The 20,124-nt window shown below is 62.9% G+C and carries 20 protein-coding genes; 7 read left to right on the top strand and 13 right to left on the bottom strand.

All coding sequences use genetic code 11. The features are described from left to right. Nucleotides 1–130: 130 nt before the first annotated feature. Together CXR25_RS13405 and CXR25_RS13400 are read right to left on the bottom strand one after the other, a co-directional pair. Nucleotides 131–817, bottom strand: a complete 687-nt coding sequence (locus CXR25_RS13405; protein ID WP_029417711.1) for a GNAT family N-acetyltransferase — start codon at nucleotides 815–817, stop codon at nucleotides 131–133. A 95-nt stretch (nucleotides 818–912) separates the two neighbouring features. Further along, entirely contained in the window at nucleotides 913–1,407 is a 495-nt protein-coding gene (locus CXR25_RS13400; RefSeq protein ID WP_009885126.1) for a MarR family winged helix-turn-helix transcriptional regulator, read from the bottom strand. A gap of 196 nt (nucleotides 1,408–1,603) precedes the next feature. Between CXR25_RS13400 and sucC the strand changes: the two genes are divergently transcribed. From sucC to CXR25_RS13385, 3 genes are all read left to right on the top strand, one after another. Then, nucleotides 1,604–2,773 carry an ADP-forming succinate--CoA ligase subunit beta gene (sucC, locus tag CXR25_RS13395; RefSeq protein ID WP_009885127.1) on the top strand — a complete coding sequence of 390 codons (1,170 nt, stop codon included), beginning with the start codon at nucleotides 1,604–1,606 and terminating at the stop codon, nucleotides 2,771–2,773. 18 nt (nucleotides 2,774–2,791) lie between these two features. Next, a complete protein-coding gene (gene sucD / locus CXR25_RS13390) occupies nucleotides 2,792–3,688 on the top strand; it encodes a succinate--CoA ligase subunit alpha (RefSeq protein ID WP_009885128.1) in 897 nt (298 codons plus the stop codon). Between the two features lie 277 nt (nucleotides 3,689–3,965). Beyond that, nucleotides 3,966–5,111, top strand: a complete 1,146-nt coding sequence (locus CXR25_RS13385; protein ID WP_101557218.1) for a threonine aldolase family protein — start codon at nucleotides 3,966–3,968, stop codon at nucleotides 5,109–5,111. 79 nt (nucleotides 5,112–5,190) lie between these two features. Here CXR25_RS13385 and CXR25_RS13380 read toward each other — a convergent pair whose 3' ends face one another. Then, entirely contained in the window at nucleotides 5,191–6,360 is a 1,170-nt protein-coding gene (locus CXR25_RS13380) for an RtcB family protein (protein WP_125240630.1), read from the bottom strand. A gap of 324 nt (nucleotides 6,361–6,684) precedes the next feature. Next, a complete protein-coding gene (locus CXR25_RS13375; RefSeq protein ID WP_009885131.1) occupies nucleotides 6,685–7,089 on the bottom strand; it encodes a universal stress protein in 405 nt (134 codons plus the stop codon). A gap of 245 nt (nucleotides 7,090–7,334) precedes the next feature. Between CXR25_RS13375 and CXR25_RS13370 the strand changes: the two genes are divergently transcribed. Continuing rightward, nucleotides 7,335–8,705: an MFS transporter gene (locus tag CXR25_RS13370; protein WP_096161213.1), complete on the top strand. Its 1,371-nt coding sequence runs from the start codon at nucleotides 7,335–7,337 to the stop codon at nucleotides 8,703–8,705. Nucleotides 8,706–8,736: 31 nt separating this feature from the next. Beyond that, nucleotides 8,737–9,957, top strand: a complete 1,221-nt coding sequence (locus tag CXR25_RS13365) for a class I SAM-dependent methyltransferase (protein ID WP_009885133.1) — start codon at nucleotides 8,737–8,739, stop codon at nucleotides 9,955–9,957. Between the two features lie 15 nt (nucleotides 9,958–9,972). On the opposite strand, the gene CXR25_RS13360 is transcribed toward CXR25_RS13365, so the two are convergent. From CXR25_RS13360 to CXR25_RS13350, 3 genes are all read right to left on the bottom strand, one after another. Then, nucleotides 9,973–12,516 (bottom strand): excinuclease ABC subunit UvrA, encoded by a 2,544-nt coding sequence (locus CXR25_RS13360; protein ID WP_125240629.1) that lies wholly within the window; start codon nucleotides 12,514–12,516, stop codon nucleotides 9,973–9,975. 63 nt (nucleotides 12,517–12,579) lie between these two features. Then, nucleotides 12,580–13,545: an HAAS signaling domain-containing protein gene (locus tag CXR25_RS13355; protein WP_125240628.1), complete on the bottom strand. Its 966-nt coding sequence runs from the start codon at nucleotides 13,543–13,545 to the stop codon at nucleotides 12,580–12,582. Further along, entirely contained in the window at nucleotides 13,542–13,889 is a 348-nt protein-coding gene (locus CXR25_RS13350; protein ID WP_096145910.1) for a PadR family transcriptional regulator, read from the bottom strand. The genes CXR25_RS13355 and CXR25_RS13350 overlap by 4 nt, the downstream gene beginning before the upstream one ends. A 212-nt stretch (nucleotides 13,890–14,101) precedes the next feature. On the opposite strand from CXR25_RS13350, the gene CXR25_RS13345 reads away from it, so the two are divergent. Further along, nucleotides 14,102–14,545, top strand: coding sequence for an acyl-CoA thioesterase (locus CXR25_RS13345; RefSeq protein WP_371860657.1), 444 nt, complete (start codon nucleotides 14,102–14,104; stop codon nucleotides 14,543–14,545). A gap of 40 nt (nucleotides 14,546–14,585) precedes the next feature. On the opposite strand, the gene CXR25_RS13340 is transcribed toward CXR25_RS13345, so the two are convergent. The 6 genes from CXR25_RS13340 to CXR25_RS13315 all read right to left on the bottom strand — a co-directional run bounded on the left by CXR25_RS13340 (nucleotide 14,586) and on the right by CXR25_RS13315 (nucleotide 19,365). Continuing rightward, a complete protein-coding gene (locus tag CXR25_RS13340) occupies nucleotides 14,586–14,930 on the bottom strand; it encodes a TfoX/Sxy family protein (protein ID WP_096145909.1) in 345 nt (114 codons plus the stop codon). Further along, complete coding sequence (locus tag CXR25_RS13335; protein ID WP_096158852.1) at nucleotides 14,927–15,298, bottom strand: nuclear transport factor 2 family protein; 372 nt, start codon at nucleotides 15,296–15,298, stop codon at nucleotides 14,927–14,929. The genes CXR25_RS13340 and CXR25_RS13335 overlap by 4 nt, the downstream gene beginning before the upstream one ends. A gap of 90 nt (nucleotides 15,299–15,388) precedes the next feature. Beyond that, nucleotides 15,389–15,829, bottom strand: coding sequence for an SRPBCC family protein (locus CXR25_RS13330; protein WP_029417714.1), 441 nt, complete (start codon nucleotides 15,827–15,829; stop codon nucleotides 15,389–15,391). Continuing rightward, entirely contained in the window at nucleotides 15,822–16,175 is a 354-nt protein-coding gene (locus CXR25_RS13325) for an ArsR/SmtB family transcription factor (protein WP_096157332.1), read from the bottom strand. Before CXR25_RS13325 ends, CXR25_RS13330 begins: the two co-directional genes overlap by 8 nt. A gap of 149 nt (nucleotides 16,176–16,324) precedes the next feature. Beyond that, the gene (locus CXR25_RS13320) at nucleotides 16,325–17,704 is read right to left on the bottom strand and encodes an APC family permease (RefSeq protein ID WP_096157331.1); all 1,380 of its coding nucleotides are present in this window, start codon (nucleotides 17,702–17,704) and stop codon (nucleotides 16,325–16,327) included. Between the two features lie 14 nt (nucleotides 17,705–17,718). Continuing rightward, nucleotides 17,719–19,365, bottom strand: a complete 1,647-nt coding sequence (locus CXR25_RS13315; protein WP_226829997.1) for an amidohydrolase — start codon at nucleotides 19,363–19,365, stop codon at nucleotides 17,719–17,721. 126 nt (nucleotides 19,366–19,491) lie between these two features. Between CXR25_RS13315 and CXR25_RS13310 the strand changes: the two genes are divergently transcribed. Further along, nucleotides 19,492–20,124 carry a TetR/AcrR family transcriptional regulator C-terminal domain-containing protein gene (locus CXR25_RS13310; RefSeq protein WP_009885144.1) on the top strand — a complete coding sequence of 211 codons (633 nt, stop codon included), beginning with the start codon at nucleotides 19,492–19,494 and terminating at the stop codon, nucleotides 20,122–20,124.

The following is a 20,124-nucleotide window of genomic DNA, read 5'->3' as shown; positions in this document are numbered from 1 at the left end:
GCCGGGCCAGGAGCCCAGCCTTGATTCCAGCCTAATCCGAGAGCTTGCGCTCGCCCCGGTGGACGCGCTGACCCGGCCCCGATTGCTCTGCGCAGCAGCTGCTGCGCGCGGCAGTCACTGCGGGCAGCGGCTACTGGTCGCGGGCCGGCATGAGATCGCTCAGGCTGACCTTCTGTGCGCCGGAATCGTCGAAGTTGTCCTCATCGAGCCACTGCACATAGGCCGCGCGCAGACTGGGCCATTCGGTGTCGATGATGGAGAACCAGGCGGTGTCGCGGTTGCGGCCCTTCACGACCATGTGCTGTCGGAACAGTCCCTCAAAGGTGAACCCGAAACGAGTCGCAGCCTTCTTCGACGGAGCGTTGTCGTCATCGCACTTCCACTCGAAGCGCCTGTATCCGCTGGCAAAGGCAAGATCGGCGAAGAGGAAGAGCGCCTCGGTGGCTCCCCGGGTGCGTGAGAGTGCCGGTCCCCACAGGATGTTGCCGATCTCGATGACGCCGTTGTTCGCATCGATGCGCATCAGCGCCTGGCGTCCCTCGGCCCGCTTGGTGCTGTGGTCGACGACTGCGAAGAACAACGGATCTGGAGACTGCGAGGCCGTAGCCATCCAATCATCGAAGTCTGCGCGCGCACGCTGCGGCGCCTGCGGCAGGTAGCGGAATCGCTCATCCGAACCGTCTGCGGACGCGGCCGTGAAGAGCGAATCCGAGTGCTGCCCGGCATCGAGGGGCTCGAGGTCGACATAGCGGCCGTGGATCGTCTCCCGCCGAGGTGGTTCAACTCCGGCCCAATCGTTGAGGTTCGTCTCGGTCATGGTCTCTCTTTCTCGTTCATCCTTGAACTCCTCCATCGGTTCGTCCCGATTCGCCCGGGTCTTCCCTGTGGTCTTCGGCTCAGCTGGTCTTCGGTTCAGTCTTCGTCGCCGTCGAAGCCGGTTGAGAGCTGGCGCAGCAGGGAAGCGAGCTTGCGGCGACCAGCCGGGGTGAGGTCGCTGAGGATCTCACGCTCCTTGACCAGAAGGTCGGCCAGAGCAGAGTCGACGGTGGCGCGACCATCGACGGTCAACCGCACGAGCACACCTCGGCGATCTCCGGGATCGGGCAGTCGTTCGACCCAACCGGCCGTGACCAAGCGATCGATGCGGTTGGTCATGGTGCCGCTGGTGACCAGCGTCTCCTGCAGCAGAGTCGAGGGGGACAGTTGGTAGGGCTCACCAGAGCGGCGCAGGGCCGAGAGCACGTCGAAGGCCCAGCCTTCGATGCCGTAGTCGCTGAAGCTCGACTTCCGCGCCAAATCCAGTTGGCGGGCCAAGCGGGAGACTCGGGAGAGTATCTCCATCGGGGACACGTCGAGATCCGGGCGCTCGTGGCGCCATGCCGCGACAATCCGATCAACCTCGTCCATGTTCCGATTTTACGTCCAGATCAAGAATCTTTGCGCCAAAGATACTTTTTCACGAGACATTTCTTACTCATTGACGGATTTGGCCTGCACGTTTGGATGGAAGTGCGTGTATGGGAATAAAGTGGTTGATGGTTGTTGCATCCGTCAACGCACCTGCGGAGCCAAAAGACGCCGCAGCAGAAACGAAGGAATACACGTGGATCTTTTCGAGTATCAAGCACGTGACCTGTTTGAGAAGCACGGAGTGCCCGTGCTCAAGGCTCAGGTCGCGACGACACCAGAAGCTGCGAAGAAGGCAGCCGAAGATCTTGGCGGCGGAGTCGTCGTCGTCAAGTCTCAGGTCAAGATGGGCGGCCGCGGCAAGGCCGGCGGCGTCAAGGTTGCGAAGAATCCTGAGGAAGCCGAAGCTCGCGCCAAGGACATCCTGGGTCTCGACATCAAGGGCCACATCACCGAAAAGGTGATGATCGCCGAAGGTGCAGACATCGCTGAAGAATACTACTTCTCGGTTCTCCTCGACCGGTCCAACCGCACCTACTTGGCCATGTGCTCCAAGGAAGGCGGAGTGGAGATCGAGCAGCTCGCCGAGGAACGCCCGGAAGCACTCGCCAAGATCCCAGTCTCTGCCATCGACGGAATCGATGCCGCCAAGGCCGAAGAGATCGCCAAGGAAGCAGGATTCGACGCAGACACCGCCGCTAAGGTGGCCCCTGTGCTGATGTCCCTGTGGACCGTCTTCGAGAAGGAAGACGCATCGCTGGTCGAGGTCAACCCACTGGTCAAGACCGGTGCCGGTGACATCATCGCACTCGACGGAAAGGTGTCTCTCGATGAGAACGCCGACTTCCGTCAGCCCGAGCATGAGGAACTGCGCGACGACAGCGCAGAGAACCCACTCGAGCTCAAGGCCAAGAAGCTCGACCTCAACTACGTCAAGCTCGACGGCGAAGTCGGAATCATCGGAAACGGTGCCGGACTCGTCATGTCGACCCTCGACGTCGTCGCCTACGCCGGTGAGAAGCACAGCAACGTCAAGCCTGCCAACTTCCTCGACATCGGAGGCGGCGCCTCTGCTGAGGTCATGGCCAACGGGCTCGAGGTCATCCTCGGCGATGAGCAGGTCAAGTCAGTCTTCGTCAACGTCTTCGGCGGAATCACCGCGTGTGACGCTGTAGCCGACGGCATCGTCAAGGCTCTCGAGATCCTCGGCGACCAGGCCACCAAGCCACTCGTCGTCCGCCTCGACGGAAACAACGTCGAAGAAGGACGTGCGATCCTCAAGGAAGCCGCGAACCCACTCGTCACTCTGACCGACACCATGGACGGTGGAGCCGACAAGGCCGCCGAACTGGCTGCTGCCAAGTAAGGAAAGGTCTTTACATAAATGTCTATCTTCCTGAATTCCGATTCGAAGATCATCGTCCAGGGCATCACCGGCGGCGAAGGAACCAAGCACACTGCGCGCATGCTCGCAGCCGGATCCAACGTCGTCGGCGGTGTCAACGCCCGCAAGGCCGGCACCACCGTCAAGCACAACGACAAGGACGGCAACGAAGTTGAGCTGCCCGTCTTCGGCTCCGTCTCCGAGGCGATGGAAGCCACTGGCGCCGACGTCTCCGTGGCCTTCGTGCCGCCGGCATTCTCCAAGGATGCTGCGATCGAGGCCATCGACGCCAAGATCGGTCTGCTCGTCATCATCACCGAGGGCATTCCAGTCCAGGACGCTGCCGAGGTGTGGGCTCGTGCGCAGGCCGCAGACAATGCGACCCGCATCATCGGACCCAACTGCCCGGGCATCATCTCGCCAGAGGCTTCGCTGGCAGGCATCATTCCTGCCAACATCACCAAGAAGGGCAAGCTCGGACTGGTCTCCAAGTCCGGCACGCTGACCTACCAGATGATGTACGAACTGCGTGACCTCGGCTTCTCCACCGCCATCGGAATCGGTGGTGACCCGGTCATCGGCACCACGCACATCGATGCGCTCGAGGCCTTCGAGAATGACCCCGAGACCGAAGCCATCGTCATGATCGGCGAGATCGGTGGTGACGCTGAAGAGCGTGCCGCTGCCTACATCAAGGACAACGTGACGAAGCCGGTCGTCGGCTACGTTGCAGGCTTCACCGCTCCCGAGGGCAAGACCATGGGCCACGCCGGCGCCATCGTCTCCGGCTCCTCAGGAACCGCTGCGGCGAAGAAGGAGGCCCTTGAGGCTGCAGGCGTGAAGGTCGGCAAGACTCCGACCGAGACCGCTGACCTCATGCGCGAACTCCTCGCCTGAGTCGTCTGACTCACTCACAGCGCGGTCCAAGTGCGATCGCTCAGCACACATGCTGGGCACCTGCACTTGGACCGCGGTGTTGTATGTCCGCAGGAAAGTGGGTGGGCGGCGCCACACGTAATGATGCGTCACGCACCGGGAGCAGCAAATCACCCCGATACTCGCTTTTCCTCCAATTGGTTCAGCAACCCGACCCGCCAGCATCAAATCACCCCCTTGCAACAGGTGGTTATGGAACGGACTGTGCGGGGTCGGCACGGGACGCTAATCTGAACATGTGAATGACCAGACACCGCTGTCCCAGAACCCACAGGCCGATCAGACGACGCCCCTCGATCAGTCGACGCCCCTCAACCCACCGGCCGTTGACACCTCCCCGGGCGCCCATCCGCGCAACTTCGGCTCCGACAACTGGGCCGGCGCCCATCCGGAAGTCATCGCCGCCATCGCCGAGGCCAATGTCGGACACACGCCCGGCTACGGTGGGGATCCCTGGACTGCGCGCTTCGGTGAGGTCATGAAGGGCCATTTCGGTCCCTCCGCCCAGGCGTTCCCAGTCTTCAACGGCACCGGAGCCAACGTGCTGGCACTGCAGTCGGCTCTGCCCCGCTGGGCGGCCGTCATCACCGCCGCATCGGCCCACATCAACTACGACGAAACCGGAGCCCCGGAGAAGGTCGGCGGACTCAAAGTCATCGGTGCCCCGACTCCAGACGGCAAACTGACGCCCGAGATCATCAACGGTGCCGTCCTCGGCCGCGGCAATGAGCACAACGCACAGCCCCTGGCAGTGAGCATCTCCCAATCGACCGAGTGGGGAACGACGTACACGCCCGACGAGATCCGTGCTATCGCGGACACCGCGCACGGTCTAGACATGATCCTTCACGTCGACGGCTCCCGATTGGGCAACGCCGCCGCCTATCTCGGCACCGGCCTCGGAGCCATTACCACCGACGTCGGAGTCGACATCATCAGCCTCGGCGGGACGAAGAACGGGCTCCTCGGCGCCGAAGCGATCGTCGTCCTCAATCCCGACATCGGCCAGGGGATGAAGTTCCTGCGGAAGATGAATCTGCAGCTGTCATCGAAGATGCGCTTCCTCTCCGCCCAACTCAATGCCCTCTACGACGGCGACCTGTGGTCCACCTCGGCGAATCACGCCAACTCCATGGCCCGGAGGCTGGCAGATGGCCTCGCCGAGGCGGTGTCCACCGACCGTGCCCCCGATATTTCGATCGTGGCCAAGACCGAATCCAACGTCGTCTTCGTACACATGCCCGAAGAGGTCTCGGCACGGGCACGACAGAAGTTCGCCTTCGCGAACTGGCCCATGGCCGAGAACGTAGTGCGCCTCATGTGCGCATTCGACACCACAGCCGAGGACGTCGACGCTCTCATCGCAGCCATCGTCGAATCCTAAATGCCGAGTCCTGAGTAGAGGCGTAGAGGCCGACCGACCGACCCAAGTCTCAGGTCGGTCGACCGTCGGCCGTTCCTGCTCAGTCTCCCTTGACGTTGACGAGCTGACGCAGCGTATGCCTGATCTCGACCAGCGCCGAAGCATCGGCCATCACCTGGTCGATCGGCTTGTACGCCTGCGGGATCTCATCGATGAAAGCGTCAGTGTCCCGGTACTCGATGCCGACCATGGCCTCCCGAAGCTGGTCATGGCTGAACGTCTTCCTGGCTGCGGTACGGGAATACTGCCGCCCCGCACCATGTGGTGAGGAGTTCAGCGATACGGGATCTCCCTTGCCCTCAACGACGTAGGATGCGGTGCCCATCGATCCAGGGATGAGGCCTGGCCGTCCGGCATCGGCCTCGATCGCGCCCTTTCTCGATACCCACACCGTCTTGTTGAAGTGCTTCTCGGACTGGGTGAAGTTGTGGTGGCAGTTGATGCGCTCCGCCTCGACCACGGTCTCACCCATCGTCTCCGACAGCTGCCGGGCCACCCGGTCCATCATCTCCTCCCGGTTGAGCAGGGCGAAGTGCTGAGCCCACTTCAGCTGACGGATGTAGGCGGAGAACTCAGGAGTGCCCTCTACGAGGTAGGCGAGATCCGGGTCCGGAAGATCGATCCACCATTTCTTGTTCAGCTGTACGGCGACCTTGATGTGGTGAGTGGCGATCTTGTTGCCGACGCCTCTCGATCCTGAATGCAGGAACATCCACACCCGATCGTCCTCGTCGACGGAGACCTCGATGAAGTGGTTGCCCGAGCCCAGCGATCCCAGCTGATGCCGCCAGTGTCCGGCATAGTCGGAAGGGTCGAATTCGGACCTCTCCGCCAACTCCTCGAGCTCGGCGATGCGTGGCGCCGCCGTGGCGACGATCTTGCGGTTGTAGGCCCCTGCCGAGGTCGGCACTGCCCGTTCGATGGCTTCGCGCAGTCCGGTGAGATCGCGCGCCTCGAGATCCTGTCTGGTGAACTGTGTGCGCACGGCGATCATGCCGCAGCCGATGTCGACTCCGACCGCGGCGGGGATGATCGCGCCCAGGGTGGGAATGACCGATCCGACGGTCGCGCCCTTGCCCAGGTGGGCATCGGGCATGAGCGCCAGGTGAGGGTAGATGAACGGCATTCGCGCAGTTGTGTGCGCCTGCTCGAGGGTCTTCTCATCGAGAAGTGACGCCCAGGAGATCAGCCGCTTGCTGAGTTTTTCCATGGTCCTTTCCTGATTTCTCTGTTGTGAGGTTCGGGACCCACATCGCCTAGATCTGGAAAGCCATGGCTGCGACATGAAAAAAGCCCCGAACCGTTGATCGGTGCGGGGCATGCTGACTTGCGCTAGGTCAGATGTCGCGCCACCGAAGGGTCGACTGATGCTGGGATTCGAATTGCTTCGATCCCAGGAGTTCGCGCGATGAGGCGTAAACGTTCATCAATGGATTCCTTCGTGTGTGTTCACTGCGCGAGGTGGCGCAGCCAGCGTGTCTGCCGACACGGAAGTACGACTATACACGAGCTTCCGTGCCGGCCGGCAGCTTTGTCATTTCTTCCGGTCGGCCTTCACAGAGACGACGGGGACATCGGAGTCGAGGATGATGCGCTGAGCCGTCGAGCCCATGATGAGTTTGCCGACGGGGGAGCGGCGACGCGATCCGATCACGATCATGCGGGTGTCCTCGGTCGCCTCGGCGAGGGCGAGGAGCTCTTCGACGGGATCATTGCCGCGCAGGAACTGCAGAATCTCATGGGAGACCTCGGATGAACGCAGCGCCTCCTTGAGCTCCTCCATATCCTGGTGCGTCGCCACACCGCGTTCGTCGGGCGTCTCTCCGACGCCAGCATTGAGCACGATCACGGTGTCATCGAAGGCCTTGGCCTGATCGATGCCGAACGTGACGGCAGCCTTGCCTTCGGGGGAGGGGGAATAGCCGACGAGAATTGTCATGGTTTCTCCTGATACGACATTGGACGAAGCACTCTCAATAAATAGCATACCTGCGCACGGCGATCCTCTGACGAGCATCTCAGCCGTTCTCCGACTCGATACTGCCTTTCGGCCAAGGTCCTCACCAGCCACGAGCAAAGCCCCAGCTAGGACCCGACCATGCCCCGGGTCACTCACCCATTTCGGCCGGGAGTAACGTTACCCCGGGCAGTAACAGAACTTGTGGTGAGAAAGAAGAATCGTCAGTGGCAGAGAACAAGAGTATGCAGGCCCCGAACACGGGCACCAAGGGCGAGAAGAAGTCGGAATGGAAGACGATCAAGTCGATCCTGGCCGCATCCTCGGGAAACCTCGTCGAATGGTTCGACTTCTACATCTACTCATTCTTCAGCGTGTACTTCGCTGACCAGTTCTTCGTCTCAGGCAACCAAGCGCTCTCACTCATGCAGGCCGCAGGCGTCTTCTTCATCGGCTTCCTCATGCGCCCCATCGGCGGCTACGTCTTCGGACGCGCAGCCGACCGCCTCGGCCGTAAGAACTCGATGCTCATCTCGATCCTGCTCATGTGCGCCGGATCCCTGCTCATGGCCATTCTGCCGACCGCGGCCACCGCCGGGGCGCTGGCGCCGATCCTCCTGCTCGTGGTGCGCATGATCCAGGGACTGGCCGTCGGCGGCGAATACGGCGCCACCGCGACCTACATGTCCGAGGTCGCCACAGAAGGTAAGCGCGGCTTCTACTCCTCCTTCCAGTACGTCACACTCATCGGCGGACAGCTGCTGGCCAGCCTCCTGGCCGTCATCATGACCCACACCCTGGGCACCGAACAGATCGAAGCCGGCTGGTGGCGACTGCCGTTCGTCATCGGTGCCGCTGCCGCCGTCGTCTCCCTGTGGCTGCGCCGCGGCCTCGAAGAGACCACCTCCGCAGAATCGCGGACGAACGAGAACTCCGGCAGCTTCCGTGAGGTCCTGCGCCATCCGCGCGCCTTCTTCGTCGTCCTCGGCATCACCAGCGTCGGCTCCCTGGTCTTCTACGTCTTCACCACCTACATGCAGAAGTACCTGCTCCTCACCAACGAGGGCACCGCCGGTGAGGAGACATTCAACAAGGGTTCGATCGCCGACCTGATGACGATCTGCCTGCTCGTCTTCGTGTTCATGCAGCCGGCAGCCGGAAAGCTCTCGGACAAGATCGGGCGCAAGAACAACATGCTCATCTTCGTCATCGGCATGATCATCCTGCCGATCCCGATGCTCAGCCTCATCGGCTCCGCGACGTCCCCGGTGGTCGCAGGACTCCTCATCCTCGTCACCATGGCGTTCATCAGCATGTACACCTCGATCTCCGGCATCGTGAAGGCGGAGATGTTCCCCGCCCACATCCGTGGAATCGGCGTCGGCTTCACCTACGCGGTGGGCAATTCGATCTTCGGCGGGTCCGCGGAATACGTCGCCCTGTGGTTCAGCAACGCCGGAATCGGGGCCTGGTTCGGTCTCTACGTCGTCATCATCGCCGTCGTCGGCCTGGTCGCCGTCCTGTTCATGCGCGACAACCGCAAGCACTCGACGATCGACAACGCCGATTCCTCCGCCTACCAGCGCATCGGCAACTGAGGTCAGCGCCGAGTCCGACTAGACTGTTCGAATGCCTTCTACCCTGCTGACTCCGGATTCTCCTGCCCGCCAACGCAGTCAGGATCTGCTGGAACAGTTTCCCGAGCTTGCTGAAGTTCCGGGATTTCCTCAGGCCAGGGTCCTCATCGAGTATGTGCTGGGTCGACGCAGCGGAGAGCTCGATGTCTCGGGGCGGGCCACCGCCGGATCGTTCGTGGACGCCGAGGTGGTCGCGGAGCTTCCGCACGAAATCCTCATCGTCGATGACGCACAGGGGCTGCAGTCGCGCCTGCTCAGTGAGATCGCACCCGTGCGTACCTACAACGACCGGATCGATGAAGCGCACACCCTCGCCGAGGTGGCAGATCGGACCAGCCCCATCGACGATCTCGCCGCCTTCGCTTCGGACCGGAATGAGGTGTGGGCGATCGTCAACGCACCGAAGGCCACCCACGCCCTGGCCGAAACCATTGCGGCCATCCAGTCAGACGTGTCCACGGTCATCGTCATCGGCCGCAGCGATTCGATGAGCCGAGCGGTGAACAAGGAACTTGCCCGCGGCTACGCGAGGGTCGATGTCTCACCCGGCGTCGGCAAACATCGGATGATCATCGGCAGCCGACGATTGTCCTCACCCAGCCTGCCGAGCTACCCTAGGCGCGGCACCATCGATCATCCGGCCACCGGTGTGCTCCAGGTCAGAGCCCATGGCGCCTGCTTCTCCGGGATCAAGAGCGATGAGGGATCGACCGCGCTGCTCACAGCCCTGTCCTCCGAAACCAAGCCCGCCGAGTCTCAACCCGCCGAGGCGGTCACCGGGTCCCCGAATTCCATCCTTGACCTAGGGTGTGGGAACGGATGGCTGCTCACGGCGGCGATGCAGGTGACGGCGGCGAAGAACGGCACCGGCGTGGACGTGTCGAAGGCGGCGGTCACCTCGGCGAGGGAGACCGCGGAGGCGAACGGACTCGAGGTCGACACCATCCTCGCCGACGCCACGGATGTCCAGGCCCTATCTGGCGGGCACGACCTGATCCTGCTCAACCCGCCCTTCCACCAGGGCACGACGATCGAGACCGATACCGCCGCCGGACTCATGGCCACAGCCTCGAAGCTCCTGGCGCCAGGGGGACAGGTCTTCACCGTCTACAACTCACACCTGGACTACCGCGCCACCTTAGAACGCGTGATCGGACCCAGCGAACAGCTGGCTCGCACCAGTAAATTCACGGTCATCCGCAGCCAGGGCTGACAGCAACCGACGCCGTCAGCTGCCAGTGGTGGTGCTGGTGCCAGCGGTGGTGCCAGTGGTGGTGCTGGTGCCGAATCGTGCCGACAGCACTTCGGCGGTCGCACCGACTCCAGCTGTCGCCACTTGCAGAGGCGTACCTGCGGCAACGATTTGGCCACCGTCGGGGCCGGGACCTGGCCCCATATCGATGAGCCAATCGGAACCGGCGGCCAGCTCCATGTTGTGATCGGCGATGAGGATGGTGTCGCCCTCATCGACGATCTGCCGGAAGAGTTGGCCGAGGACCCGGGCGTCGCTGGGGTGCAGTCCGTTGGCCGGCTCATCAAGGATGAACAGTGAGCGTTCACGTCGTTTCCGGGCCCGCATCACCGCGGCCAGACGCAGCCGTTGTGCCTCACCGCCGGACAGGGTCGCCGAGGACTGCCCGAGCAGAAGACCGCCCAGGCCGACCCTCTGCAGAACCTCGAAATGGGCGACGAGGCCCAGCCGTTCGGCGAACACCGTCGCCGCCGCATCGATCGACAGATCGAGGACATCCGCGATGGTCAGCTCCTCGACTGTGACCTCGAGTGTCTCCTCTATGAATCGGCGGCCCTCGCATTCGGGGCAGGTGCCGCTGGAGGCCGGCAGGTGGACGAGATCGATGGTGATGATGCCCAGGCCCTCACAGCGGGGGCAGCGTCCCCGGGCGGTGTTGAAGGAGAACTGTGAGGCGGTGAAGCCACGACTGCGCGCCAGATCGGTCTTCGCGAACAGGCTGCGGATCTTATCGAAGATGCCCAGGTAGGTGCCGATGACTGATCGCGGGGACCGGCCGATGGTGGACTGATCGAAGCTGACCACCCGGTCGAAGACCTCGAGCCCGGCAGCATCGGCCTCGGCAAGATCTCCTCCCTCACCACCGCTGCCACTGCGCCGGGATATCGTCGACGGTTCCTCCTCACCATCGAACGGGGAGGCTCCAGCGCTCCTGGCCAGTGTCGCCACCGACCGCAGCACCGAGCTCTTGCCCGCTCCGGAGACTCCAGTCAGAGTGGTGAGACCGCCGATGGGAAAGGACAGTGCCAGACCGCGGAGGTTGTTCGCCGACAGACTGGTGCACCGAGCCCAATCTTCGAATTCCTGGGGTGCTCGCCAAGGTTCGCTGGGAGCCTCATTGCGCAGGCGGACAGCGGTCGAGCTCTCCCCGTCGAGTGCCTCGGCGACAGGTCCGGAGAACATGAGCTGGCCTCCACGTGCACCTCCGCCGGGACCGAGCTCGATCACCCAATCACAGCGGCGCACGATCTCCATATCGTGTTCGACGAGGATGACCGTATTGCCCGCATCGCGCAGAGCCTCGATGTGGGTGAAGAGGTGATCAGTGTCCTTCGGGTGCAGACCGGTGGAGAGTTCGTCGAAGACATAGACCATGCCGTGAAGGCCGCTGTGCAGATGGGCTGCCAAGCGCAGTCGCTGCAGCTCACCGGGGGAGAGGGTGGCCGCTGACCGTTTGGGCGGAAGGTAGCCGACGCCGAGGCGCTCGATCACGTCGGTGCGCTTGTCGAGTTCGTCGAGGAGGACGTGGGCGGCCTCATCTGTGGCTGCGGAGAATCGCTTCGATTCGCTGGGGCCGCGTTCGAGGTCGGCGGCGATGGCGGCGTTGATCGTCACGGCTAGGTCTGTGAGGCTGTGGTCGCCCACCTCGGCGATATTCGCCCCGCCGATCGTCACCGCCAATGCGGCAGGGTTGATGCGACTCCCATGGCAATCGGGGCAGAGGTCGTTGCTGAGGAATTCCTCGGTGCGCTCGCGGATCGTGGCACTGCTGGTCGTGACCATTGTGTCGAGCAGGTACCGGCGGGCGCTGCGGAATTTGCCTGTGTATTCGCGGGCGACGTGGTCGAGTATCTTCTCCGGCTCGACGGTCACGGATGGTGTGTCTTCCGTGGTCAGCAGCCAGGTGCGGGTGTCAGCGGGCAGGCGCTTCCAGGGAATGTCGACGTCGATTCCCAGTGCTTCGACAAGGTGTTTGAAGTTCCGGCCCAACCATCCTCCCGGCCAGGCGGCGATGGTGCCCTCGCGGATGGTCAGGGTCTCGTCGGGCACTGCGGCGTCGAGGTCGATGTCATGGATGCTGCCCTTCGCCGCGCACGTCGGGCAGGCGCCTTCGACCGTGTTCGGGGAGAATGCCGAGGCAAGCAGACGGCCCTGGTTCGCGGGGTAGTCGCCGAAGCGGGAGAACAGCACCCGCAGCAGATCAGAGACCTGTGACAGGGTGCCCACGCTCGAATTCTCCGGGGGAGTCGACACGAGCTGTTTGACTGCAATTGCGGCAGGAAGGCCCGTGATCCGGTCGACCTGGGGCGCGGAGACCGCGCCGAGGAGGTGACGGGTGAACGGGGAGACCGATTCGAGGTAGCGGCGCTGGGCTTCGGCGTAGATGGTGTCGAAGGCCAACGACGACTTGCCCGAGCCCGATGCACCACAGATGCCGATGAGCTGCCTGTGCGGCAGAGAGACGGAGAAACCGGACAGGTTGTGCTCGCGAGCGCCGACGACGCCGATCTCTTCGGTCATGAAATGGCCACTTCCTCTCGTCCGGGTGCAGCGGTGAAGCTGCACCCGGATAAGGCTACGCGGTCAGCGGTTCGCTCGGTGGGCGCGCCACGTGCTGATCTGATCCCAGATGACGATGGCCCAGATTGCGATGACGGTGATGATCTGCTGCACCTCGGCGCCCGAAGCGGATGTGAGGTCCGGGTGCAGCACCTGCTGCGTCAGCAGAGCGATGGTGAGGAAGACGGCCATCGCCACGTCGAGGACCACACCGGTGATGATCAGCGCGGCACTGGTCGAAGAACGGACCAGCTTGATGACTTCGATAACGGCCATGAGGGTCAGGAAGGCCCAATAGCCGAGCAGCCATCCTGACTCCAGGTCGGGATTGATGAATGTCTCGCCGTTGTTGAGATGCCCGACGTAGACCAGCGAGGTCGGGATGAGCGGGATCAGCGCCAGAAGGACGAGGAAGATCAGGTTCAGGACCGCCTCGGCGCGGATCTGCTTCGCCTTCGCATCCGTCGCGCGCAGCTGATCGACTGACCAGTCCTTCTTCGTGCCGGCGATCTTATCTGCCGCACCTCCGCTCATCTCTTTGTCGCCGAGGGCGAAGATGATCGTGATTGCGGCGAAGGCCGTGAGCAGCGCGACGATCGTATTGCCGACGAGCTGACCGATGAGCGCCCCGATCTGGACCTCATCGTTGGTGGCGATGAACGCGATTGAGTTCGTCACGGCCGCGGCCACGGCGACGAGCGGAAGCACCCAGCGTATCGCCCAGATGAAGACCGGGTAGGACTTCGGCCCGATGAGATGCTGTGACGAGTTCGTGTACTCCCGGGAGAGCTGGGCCGGATCGCCGAGCTCTTCGAGCACCTCGCGTTCGGCAGCCGCGGTCTGCTCGTCTGCAGGATGTTCCAGGTCGCCGAGTCGGTCTTCGACCATATCGTCGATTGTGGCCTTGATCTCTGCCGCGATGTCACCTCGGGAGTCCTCCGGGAGGTGGCTGACCACATTGTCGACGTAGATGGTGGTGAGCGCACTCATGGTGTTCCTTCTTTCCAGAGTTTCGTGATGCTGGTGTTGAGTTCCAGCCATTGGGAGTGGAGTGCTGCGGCGACTTCGGCACCACTGGTGGTGACGCTGTAGTACTTGCGTGGACGCGCCTGTTCGGTGTTCCACTCGGCACTGAGCAGCCCTTGTTTCTCAAGTCTTCGCAGCAGGGGGTAGAGGGTGTTGGCCTCTGTGGCGATGCCGGCTTCGGTGAGAGTCGTCAGCAGGGAGTACCCATACTGAGGCTGACGGCAGGCAACGAGGCTGGCGAAGACGACGGTGCCTCGTCTCAGCTCTTGTTCGTGTGTTGCCAGTGCCTGCTCTTCATCCTCGTTCATGCTTCACACAATAGTGTGTGACACACACTATTGCAAGGGGCGGGGTATAGTGTGAGGCCGGAATTAGGTGAAGAGGTGGGGTGAAGCGCGAGAATCTGCAGGAGTGCCGTGATGAAACCAACTGGAAATGTTCGCTTCGTACCCGAAATGCCGGCGAAATATCCCTCGGCTAGCCTGTGCTCAAGAGCGAGAGAACAGCGATAGGGATGGCGATGAACGACTCGGCAATGACCTCGGCGAATACGACTCATCGAGTCGATGGAATGAACTTCTACACACGCAAGTGGGTTCGCCCAGAGGACCTCAACGCGAACGGCTCGCTCTTCGGTGGAAGCCTGCTGAAGTGGATCGACGAGGAAGCTGCGATCTACGCGATCATTCAGCTCGGCAGCCACAGCGTGGTCACGAAACTCATCTCCGAGATCAACTTCGTAGCTTCGGCTCGCCAGGGGGATCTCATCGAGATGGGGCTCGTCGCAACTCGTTTCGGCAACACGTCACTGACGATGCGAGCTCAGGTGCGCAATATGATCACGCGCAAGTCCATTCTGAGCATCGACAGAATCGTCTTCGTCAGCGTAGGGGAGGCGGGGCAGCCAGACCCTCACGGCTATTCATCGATCACCTATGAGCGCGATCGCATGCCCGTGGTGTGAAGCGGCGGGTACTGGCCAGCTGGTCGGGCCTCACAGGGCCTCACCTAGGTGCTCGGTTGTAGTCGAGCGCAAATGAGAGCCACAGTGCCAGGGAGGCCTCGTCGACGAGGTGGTCGGCGGCGACGGTGATCCAGCCTGGTCCCATGGTTCGTCCCGTTCCCATCTCGGCCTGTTGGGCCCCGGGTTGCTCCAGCAGCAGCCGGTCGTGGTCTTCAGCGGCGATCCTGACCAGCAGGGAGCCGTCCTTGCTGGCGCTGACGATCATCTTCTCGTTGACCATGAACGAGCGACCGCCGAACATCGAGACCTCGCGTTGAGCGGGTTCATCGGCGATTGAGGTGCGGATGCGTTCTGCGAGTGACCTTTGCGCGGATGTCACCGTCATTGCGCACCTCGGACCGGATCCGGCGGGCCATAGGAGAGTCGGTCGAAGATGAGCACACTCTCGCTGATCAGGCCATCACGAACTGTGAAGAACTCAGCTGCCGGTGTAGTCGTCGTCGCTGCCGTTTCGGGGTAATAGAACAGTGCGACCCTGTCGGAGTCGGCGAACTCGGCAATGTCGGTGATGCCGGTGAGCGTCGGCGCGAATCCGGCGATGAACGACTGATAGGCCTCCTTGCCGTCGAGGTCGACTCCTGGGGCTCGGCATGCGATGTCCTCGTCGATGAGATCCATCGCCCCATCGATATCACCGCTGGTCCACGCGTGGTGATATCGGCTGACGACGTTTTGGGCCGATTCGTAGGTCATGAGAAGCTCCTCTGCGATCGATGGTTCCGTGTGAGTGTGCAAACGGATGTGTGTGAACTCTGACACAACGCAGCTTGTTGTATTGTCCCGTCAGGTCATTGTCGCGTCTGGCTGCCAGTCATCGATTCCTGCATCTCCGCCCGAACCGGCGATGATCAGGCGGGGGAAGAAGTGCGCCCAACCGTCGGCGTGACCGCGGACCTCAGCGTCGGGCAGGTGCGAATGGAGCAGATCGACCCGCGTTCCCGATCCAATGGCGGTGAGGGTGAATTCGACCCGGGACGCACCAGGGGGAAGGTCCACGCTGCCGGCGAATCCCCATGACACGACCACACGATAGGGGCGACTGACCTCGAGGAATTTCCCTCGGACGGGGTGCCCCGCGATGTCGACGGCGAATCGGCCCCCAGCCGTCGCCTCCAGATCGGCGTACTGGCCCATCCAGGCCGTCATGCCTGAGTTCGTCGTCAGGTACTCGAAAACCGTCTCCGGCGAGGCGGCGATCTCGATGGAATCTCGGAATTCAGCCATGGGTCTCGCTGCCTGCATTCTCGGGTTCGTCTCGTGCCTCGATAGCAGCCTTGAGCTTCGAGAGTTTGGTCGGCCAGAAGTCGTCGAGGTAGGAGCGAACTGCCGCAAGGCCATCGGTCTCGACTGCGAACAGGTGGCGTGTGCCTTCGCGGACGCCGACGGTAAGGCCGGCTCTTCGAAGCACGCCCAGATGGTGCGATGTCGTCTGCTGGGACAGTCCGACTACCTCGGCGATGGACCCGACCGGGAGCGGATGGCCGCGGATCGCATGGAGAATCGACCGCCGATTGCTGTCGGCGAGCGCTCGAAGTGACAGGTCGAGGTCGATGTCGGGTTCAGCAGTCATCGTCGGCATCCTTTCGCTCGGATGCAGACAGACTACCACAAATGAATGTTTGTACTCATAGGTGTTGGTGGAACAGGGGACTGTCTAGGCTACGAGAAGCGTTGTCTCACATGACTGCTCGTCAACTCGTTGCACTACGGGCCCGCCCCTTACTCCGCGAGATCCAGCGTCGGAGTCGGTCGGCGGAATCCGCGGGTGACGAACGCAAGGTACCCGATGCCGAGGGCCAGCCAGATCGCACCGATGAGCAGCGTGCGCGGTGACAGGCTCGTCCACAGCCACAGGGTGAGGCAGAAGCCGATTCCGGGCAGGACGATGAAGTTGATGATCGCGCGCGATCCGCGACGATTCCCATCGATGATGAAGTGCTTGATGACCGAGAGGTTGACCGCGGAGAACGCGATGAGTGCACCGAAGCTGACCATCTCGGAGATGAAGCTGAGGTCGACGGCCAAGGCGAAGAGCGATACCACTCCGACGCAGAGTGTCGCGAGGATCGGAGTGTGGAAGCGTGGCGACAGACGCCCGAAGAAGCGCTTCGGCAGGACACCGTCACGACCCATCGCGAAGAGGATGCGTGAGACCGAGGCCTGAGATGTCAGTGCGGAGCCGCAGGCCCCGGCGACATAGGCAGCGGTGAAGAAGATCGCGAGGAACTCTCCACCCGCAGCTCCCATGACGTCGAGGGCTCCCGAATCGACGTCGGCGAAGTCATTCGACGGGTAGACGAGCTGAGAAAGGAACGAGAGCACGATGTAGATGAGCCCGCCCGTGACGGTGGCGATGACGATGGCACGCGGGACGGTGCGCTGCGCATCTTTGGCCTCCTCGGACAGAGTCGAGACCGCATCGAAGCCGAGGAACGACAGACACAGGATCGCGGCACCGGCCATGACATTGCCGAAACCGGGTGCGCTGCCGTCACCGGTGAACGGTGCCATGAGATCGACCGTGCCCGAGCCTGACATCGACGCAATGCCGAGCGCTGCGAAGGTCAGGATGAAGATCGCCTGGGCCGCGATGATGACGATGTTCGCTCGTGCCACGGACACAATGCCGATGACATTGAGCGCCGTGACGAGAACGATCGCCGTGAGCACGAACACCCAGGCAGGGATCATCGGGAACGCTGCGGACAGATAGATGCCGACGACGAGGTAGTTGATCATCGGCAGGAACAGGTAGTCGAGCAGCAGCGCCCACCCGGCCACGAAGCCGATGCCTGCCCCGAAGCTCTTCTGCGTGTATGTGTAGGCGGACCCGGCGAAGGGCAGCTCGTGCGCCATCTTCGCATAGGACCTGGCAGTGAAGACCATCGCGAGGAGAGTGATCACGTACGCCAGCGGCACCCGACCTCCGGTGACCTGAGTGACGATGCCGTAAGTCGTGAAAATAGTCAGCGGCACCATATAGACGAGGCCGAAGAACACGAGAGACGGGACCCCGAGAGCACGCTTGAGCTGCCCTTCGCCGCCATCGTGATGTCCTCTGCCACCTTGGGGCGCGCTGGTGTCGTGTGAGTCGGACATGGTGGTCCTTTCGCTCAGGTCGATGAATGCACGGCAACGCCGCCGAGGTAGGTGGTGCGAACGGCCATCTTCGCGAGTTCCTGCGGTGTCACGTCCCGAGGGTCGTGATCGAATCGGATGAGGTCTGCACTCGCCCCGGGGCGGATCTCGCCCCAGACTGCGGGGGAGTGATCGGCGAAGGCCTGGTGGGCCACTGCGGTCGAATAGCAGTCGAGGGCACGGTCGATGTCGACGATCTCCTCCGGAGTCCACCCGCCTGCGGGTTCGCCCGCATCGGTCTGTCGGCTCGTGCCGATCGCCAGGCCCTCGACGGGTGTGCCCGAGGTGCACGGCCAGTCCGAACCGAACGACAGGCGTCCACCGCGTTCGAGGATGGTCCGCATCCGGTACTGATGACCGGCCCTCTCCTCGCCGAGGCGGGGGAGGGTGAGCACGGTCATGAGGTCATCGAGCTGCGCCCACAACGGCTGCATGTTCGCGATCACCCCGAGCTCGGCGAATCGTGAGAGGTCATCGGCATCGACGAGCTGCGCATGGGCGATGACCGGCCGGCGATCCCGTGGACCGTTGCACGTCATCGCCGACTCGATGGCATCAAGGGCCTGGCGGACGGCGGCATCGCCGATGGCGTGGATGTGGACCTGGAATCCGGCCGCGTCAACGGCACGAACCGCTTCGGCCAAGGTCTCGCCTTCCCACACCCGCAGGCCGTGATTGTGCAGCGACGAGCAGTACGGTTCGAGCAGCGACCCGGTTTCGTTCTCGACGACGCCGTCGGCGAAGAACTTCACGGTCCGGGCACTCAGCAGCGGATCGCCGCGCACCTCGACGCGCCTCCTGGCCTCGACCATGGCAGGCAGCTGCTCAGCGAAGTGACGCGGATCCGCATAGAGGGCGAGATTGAACCGGACCTTGAGTCTGCCCTGATCCGAGGCAGCCAGATAGGTCTCGACATCGGCCGGTTCGACCCATGCGTCCTGGACCCAGGTGACCCCGCGCTCGAGGTAGTAGTCGGCTGCCCGTTCGAGCGCGCGCAGCCGCATGGCCTCGTCCAGCGGCGGACGCACGGCGTCGACGAGATCGACCGCGCCCCATTCCCGCAGTGTCCCCAGTGGCGAACCATCGCCTCGGCGAGGGATCTCACCGAGCTCTGGTTCGGGTGTGCCGGCAGTGATGCCGGCGAGTTCGAGGGCCCGGGAATTGCACCACACTGTGTGATAGTCCCAGGCGCGCAGCACCACGGGTCGGTCCGCTGCAGCGTCGTCGAGCCAACGGGAGTCAAAGAGCCCGCCCTCGACGAGGCTGCCGTCATAGGAGGCGCCGGTGATCCACTCGACCTCAGGGTTGGCTTCAGCAAAACGTCGCACCTCGGTCACGATCTCAGCGACGCTGGCACAAGCGCGCACCTGCGGTCCCTCCGCTTCGAGCCCGCCGAAGATCGGATGGGCATGACCATCACCGAAGGACGGCATGAGGAAGCCGCCATCGAGGTCGACTGACTCGGACGAGTCTGCGGGTGAGTGCTCAAATGAGGACGAGTTCAGGTGCCGGTCGACCTCGGCGGAACCGATCGCGACGATGGTGCCGTCTCTCACGAGCAGCGAGTCGGCGGTGCCGCTCGAGGCTCCGCGCCAGATGGTGCCGTTGTGGAAATGCGTCAAGGCCAATTCGCTTCGTCCCCCGCTTCGCTGCGTGTGATCTCTGACCCGCCACAGCGCACGAACAGTGTTCGTATTTGTGACTGAGAACACGATACACTCCGAGGGAGGTCAGGGAAAGAGGTCGGCATGAGACTCAATCGGGAACGACTCGTCGACGCCGCGCTCGCCCTCGTCGACGACGACGGATCCGAGGCGCTGTCGATGCGCACTCTGGCTGCTCGCGTCGATCGGCAGGTGTCGTCTCTGTACAACCATGTGTCGGGTCGAACCGAACTCATCGAACTCATGCGCGCCCGCATCGTCGCCGACATCGATGTGGCGGCGTTCGCCTCGGTGGGCACATCTGCGAGGGCGATTCCATGGGAGAGGGCACTCGAGTTTTGGGCACGGTCTTACCTGCGAGCATTCGCCGCCCACCCCAATCTCATCCGCCTGCTGGCGACGACGGAGATTCGGGATCTGTCGACGTACGAGATGTACGATGCGGTCATCGCCGGCCTGCGCCGAGGCGGCTGGCCGGAATCGAGGACCGTGGCGGTCATGCGCACGGTCGAAGCCCATGTCCTCGGATCCGCCCTCGACATCATCGCTCCCAGTGACCTCATCGCACAGGATTCGGCTGATGTCCGGTTCTCCGAAATCCGTACCGCCCTCGACCCACGATTCGTCGAGACCTCTTCGGCGACTGCCGCATTCGAGCTCGGGCTGAACGCACTCATCGATGGGCTGCGGCTGCAGCTGGAGGCAGGAATTTCGTGA

The sequence above is a fragment of the Brevibacterium aurantiacum genome (assembly GCF_003932995.1).
GTDB classification, from domain to species: Bacteria; Actinomycetota; Actinomycetes; order Actinomycetales; family Brevibacteriaceae; genus Brevibacterium; species Brevibacterium aurantiacum.
Note: the sequence above shows the minus strand (reverse complement) of the source record. Positions and strands in the feature narration are given on the sequence as shown.

Excerpts from the sequence above, each read along its gene's own strand:
- CXR25_RS13405 (WP_029417711.1), bottom strand. The coding sequence starts at position 817 with ATGACCGAGACGAACCTCAACGATTGGGCCGGAGTTGAACCACCTCGG.
- CXR25_RS13400 (WP_009885126.1), bottom strand. The coding sequence starts at position 1,407 with ATGGACGAGGTTGATCGGATTGTCGCGGCATGGCGCCACGAGCGCCCG.
- sucD (WP_009885128.1), top strand. The coding sequence starts at position 2,792 with ATGTCTATCTTCCTGAATTCCGATTCGAAGATCATCGTCCAGGGCATC.
- CXR25_RS13380 (WP_125240630.1), bottom strand. The coding sequence starts at position 6,360 with ATGGAAAAACTCAGCAAGCGGCTGATCTCCTGGGCGTCACTTCTCGAT.
- CXR25_RS13375 (WP_009885131.1), bottom strand. The coding sequence starts at position 7,089 with ATGACAATTCTCGTCGGCTATTCCCCCTCCCCCGAAGGCAAGGCTGCC.
- CXR25_RS13365 (WP_009885133.1), top strand. The coding sequence starts at position 8,737 with ATGCCTTCTACCCTGCTGACTCCGGATTCTCCTGCCCGCCAACGCAGT.
- CXR25_RS13360 (WP_125240629.1), bottom strand. The coding sequence starts at position 12,516 with ATGACCGAAGAGATCGGCGTCGTCGGCGCTCGCGAGCACAACCTGTCC.
- CXR25_RS13355 (WP_125240628.1), bottom strand. The coding sequence starts at position 13,545 with ATGAGTGCGCTCACCACCATCTACGTCGACAATGTGGTCAGCCACCTC.
- CXR25_RS13350 (WP_096145910.1), bottom strand. The coding sequence starts at position 13,889 with ATGAACGAGGATGAAGAGCAGGCACTGGCAACACACGAACAAGAGCTG.
- CXR25_RS13345 (WP_371860657.1), top strand. The coding sequence starts at position 14,102 with ATGAACGACTCGGCAATGACCTCGGCGAATACGACTCATCGAGTCGAT.
- CXR25_RS13340 (WP_096145909.1), bottom strand. The coding sequence starts at position 14,930 with ATGACGGTGACATCCGCGCAAAGGTCACTCGCAGAACGCATCCGCACC.
- CXR25_RS13335 (WP_096158852.1), bottom strand. The coding sequence starts at position 15,298 with ATGACCTACGAATCGGCCCAAAACGTCGTCAGCCGATATCACCACGCG.
- CXR25_RS13330 (WP_029417714.1), bottom strand. The coding sequence starts at position 15,829 with ATGGCTGAATTCCGAGATTCCATCGAGATCGCCGCCTCGCCGGAGACG.
- CXR25_RS13325 (WP_096157332.1), bottom strand. The coding sequence starts at position 16,175 with ATGACTGCTGAACCCGACATCGACCTCGACCTGTCACTTCGAGCGCTC.
- CXR25_RS13320 (WP_096157331.1), bottom strand. The coding sequence starts at position 17,704 with ATGTCCGACTCACACGACACCAGCGCGCCCCAAGGTGGCAGAGGACAT.
- CXR25_RS13310 (WP_009885144.1), top strand. The coding sequence starts at position 19,492 with ATGAGACTCAATCGGGAACGACTCGTCGACGCCGCGCTCGCCCTCGTC.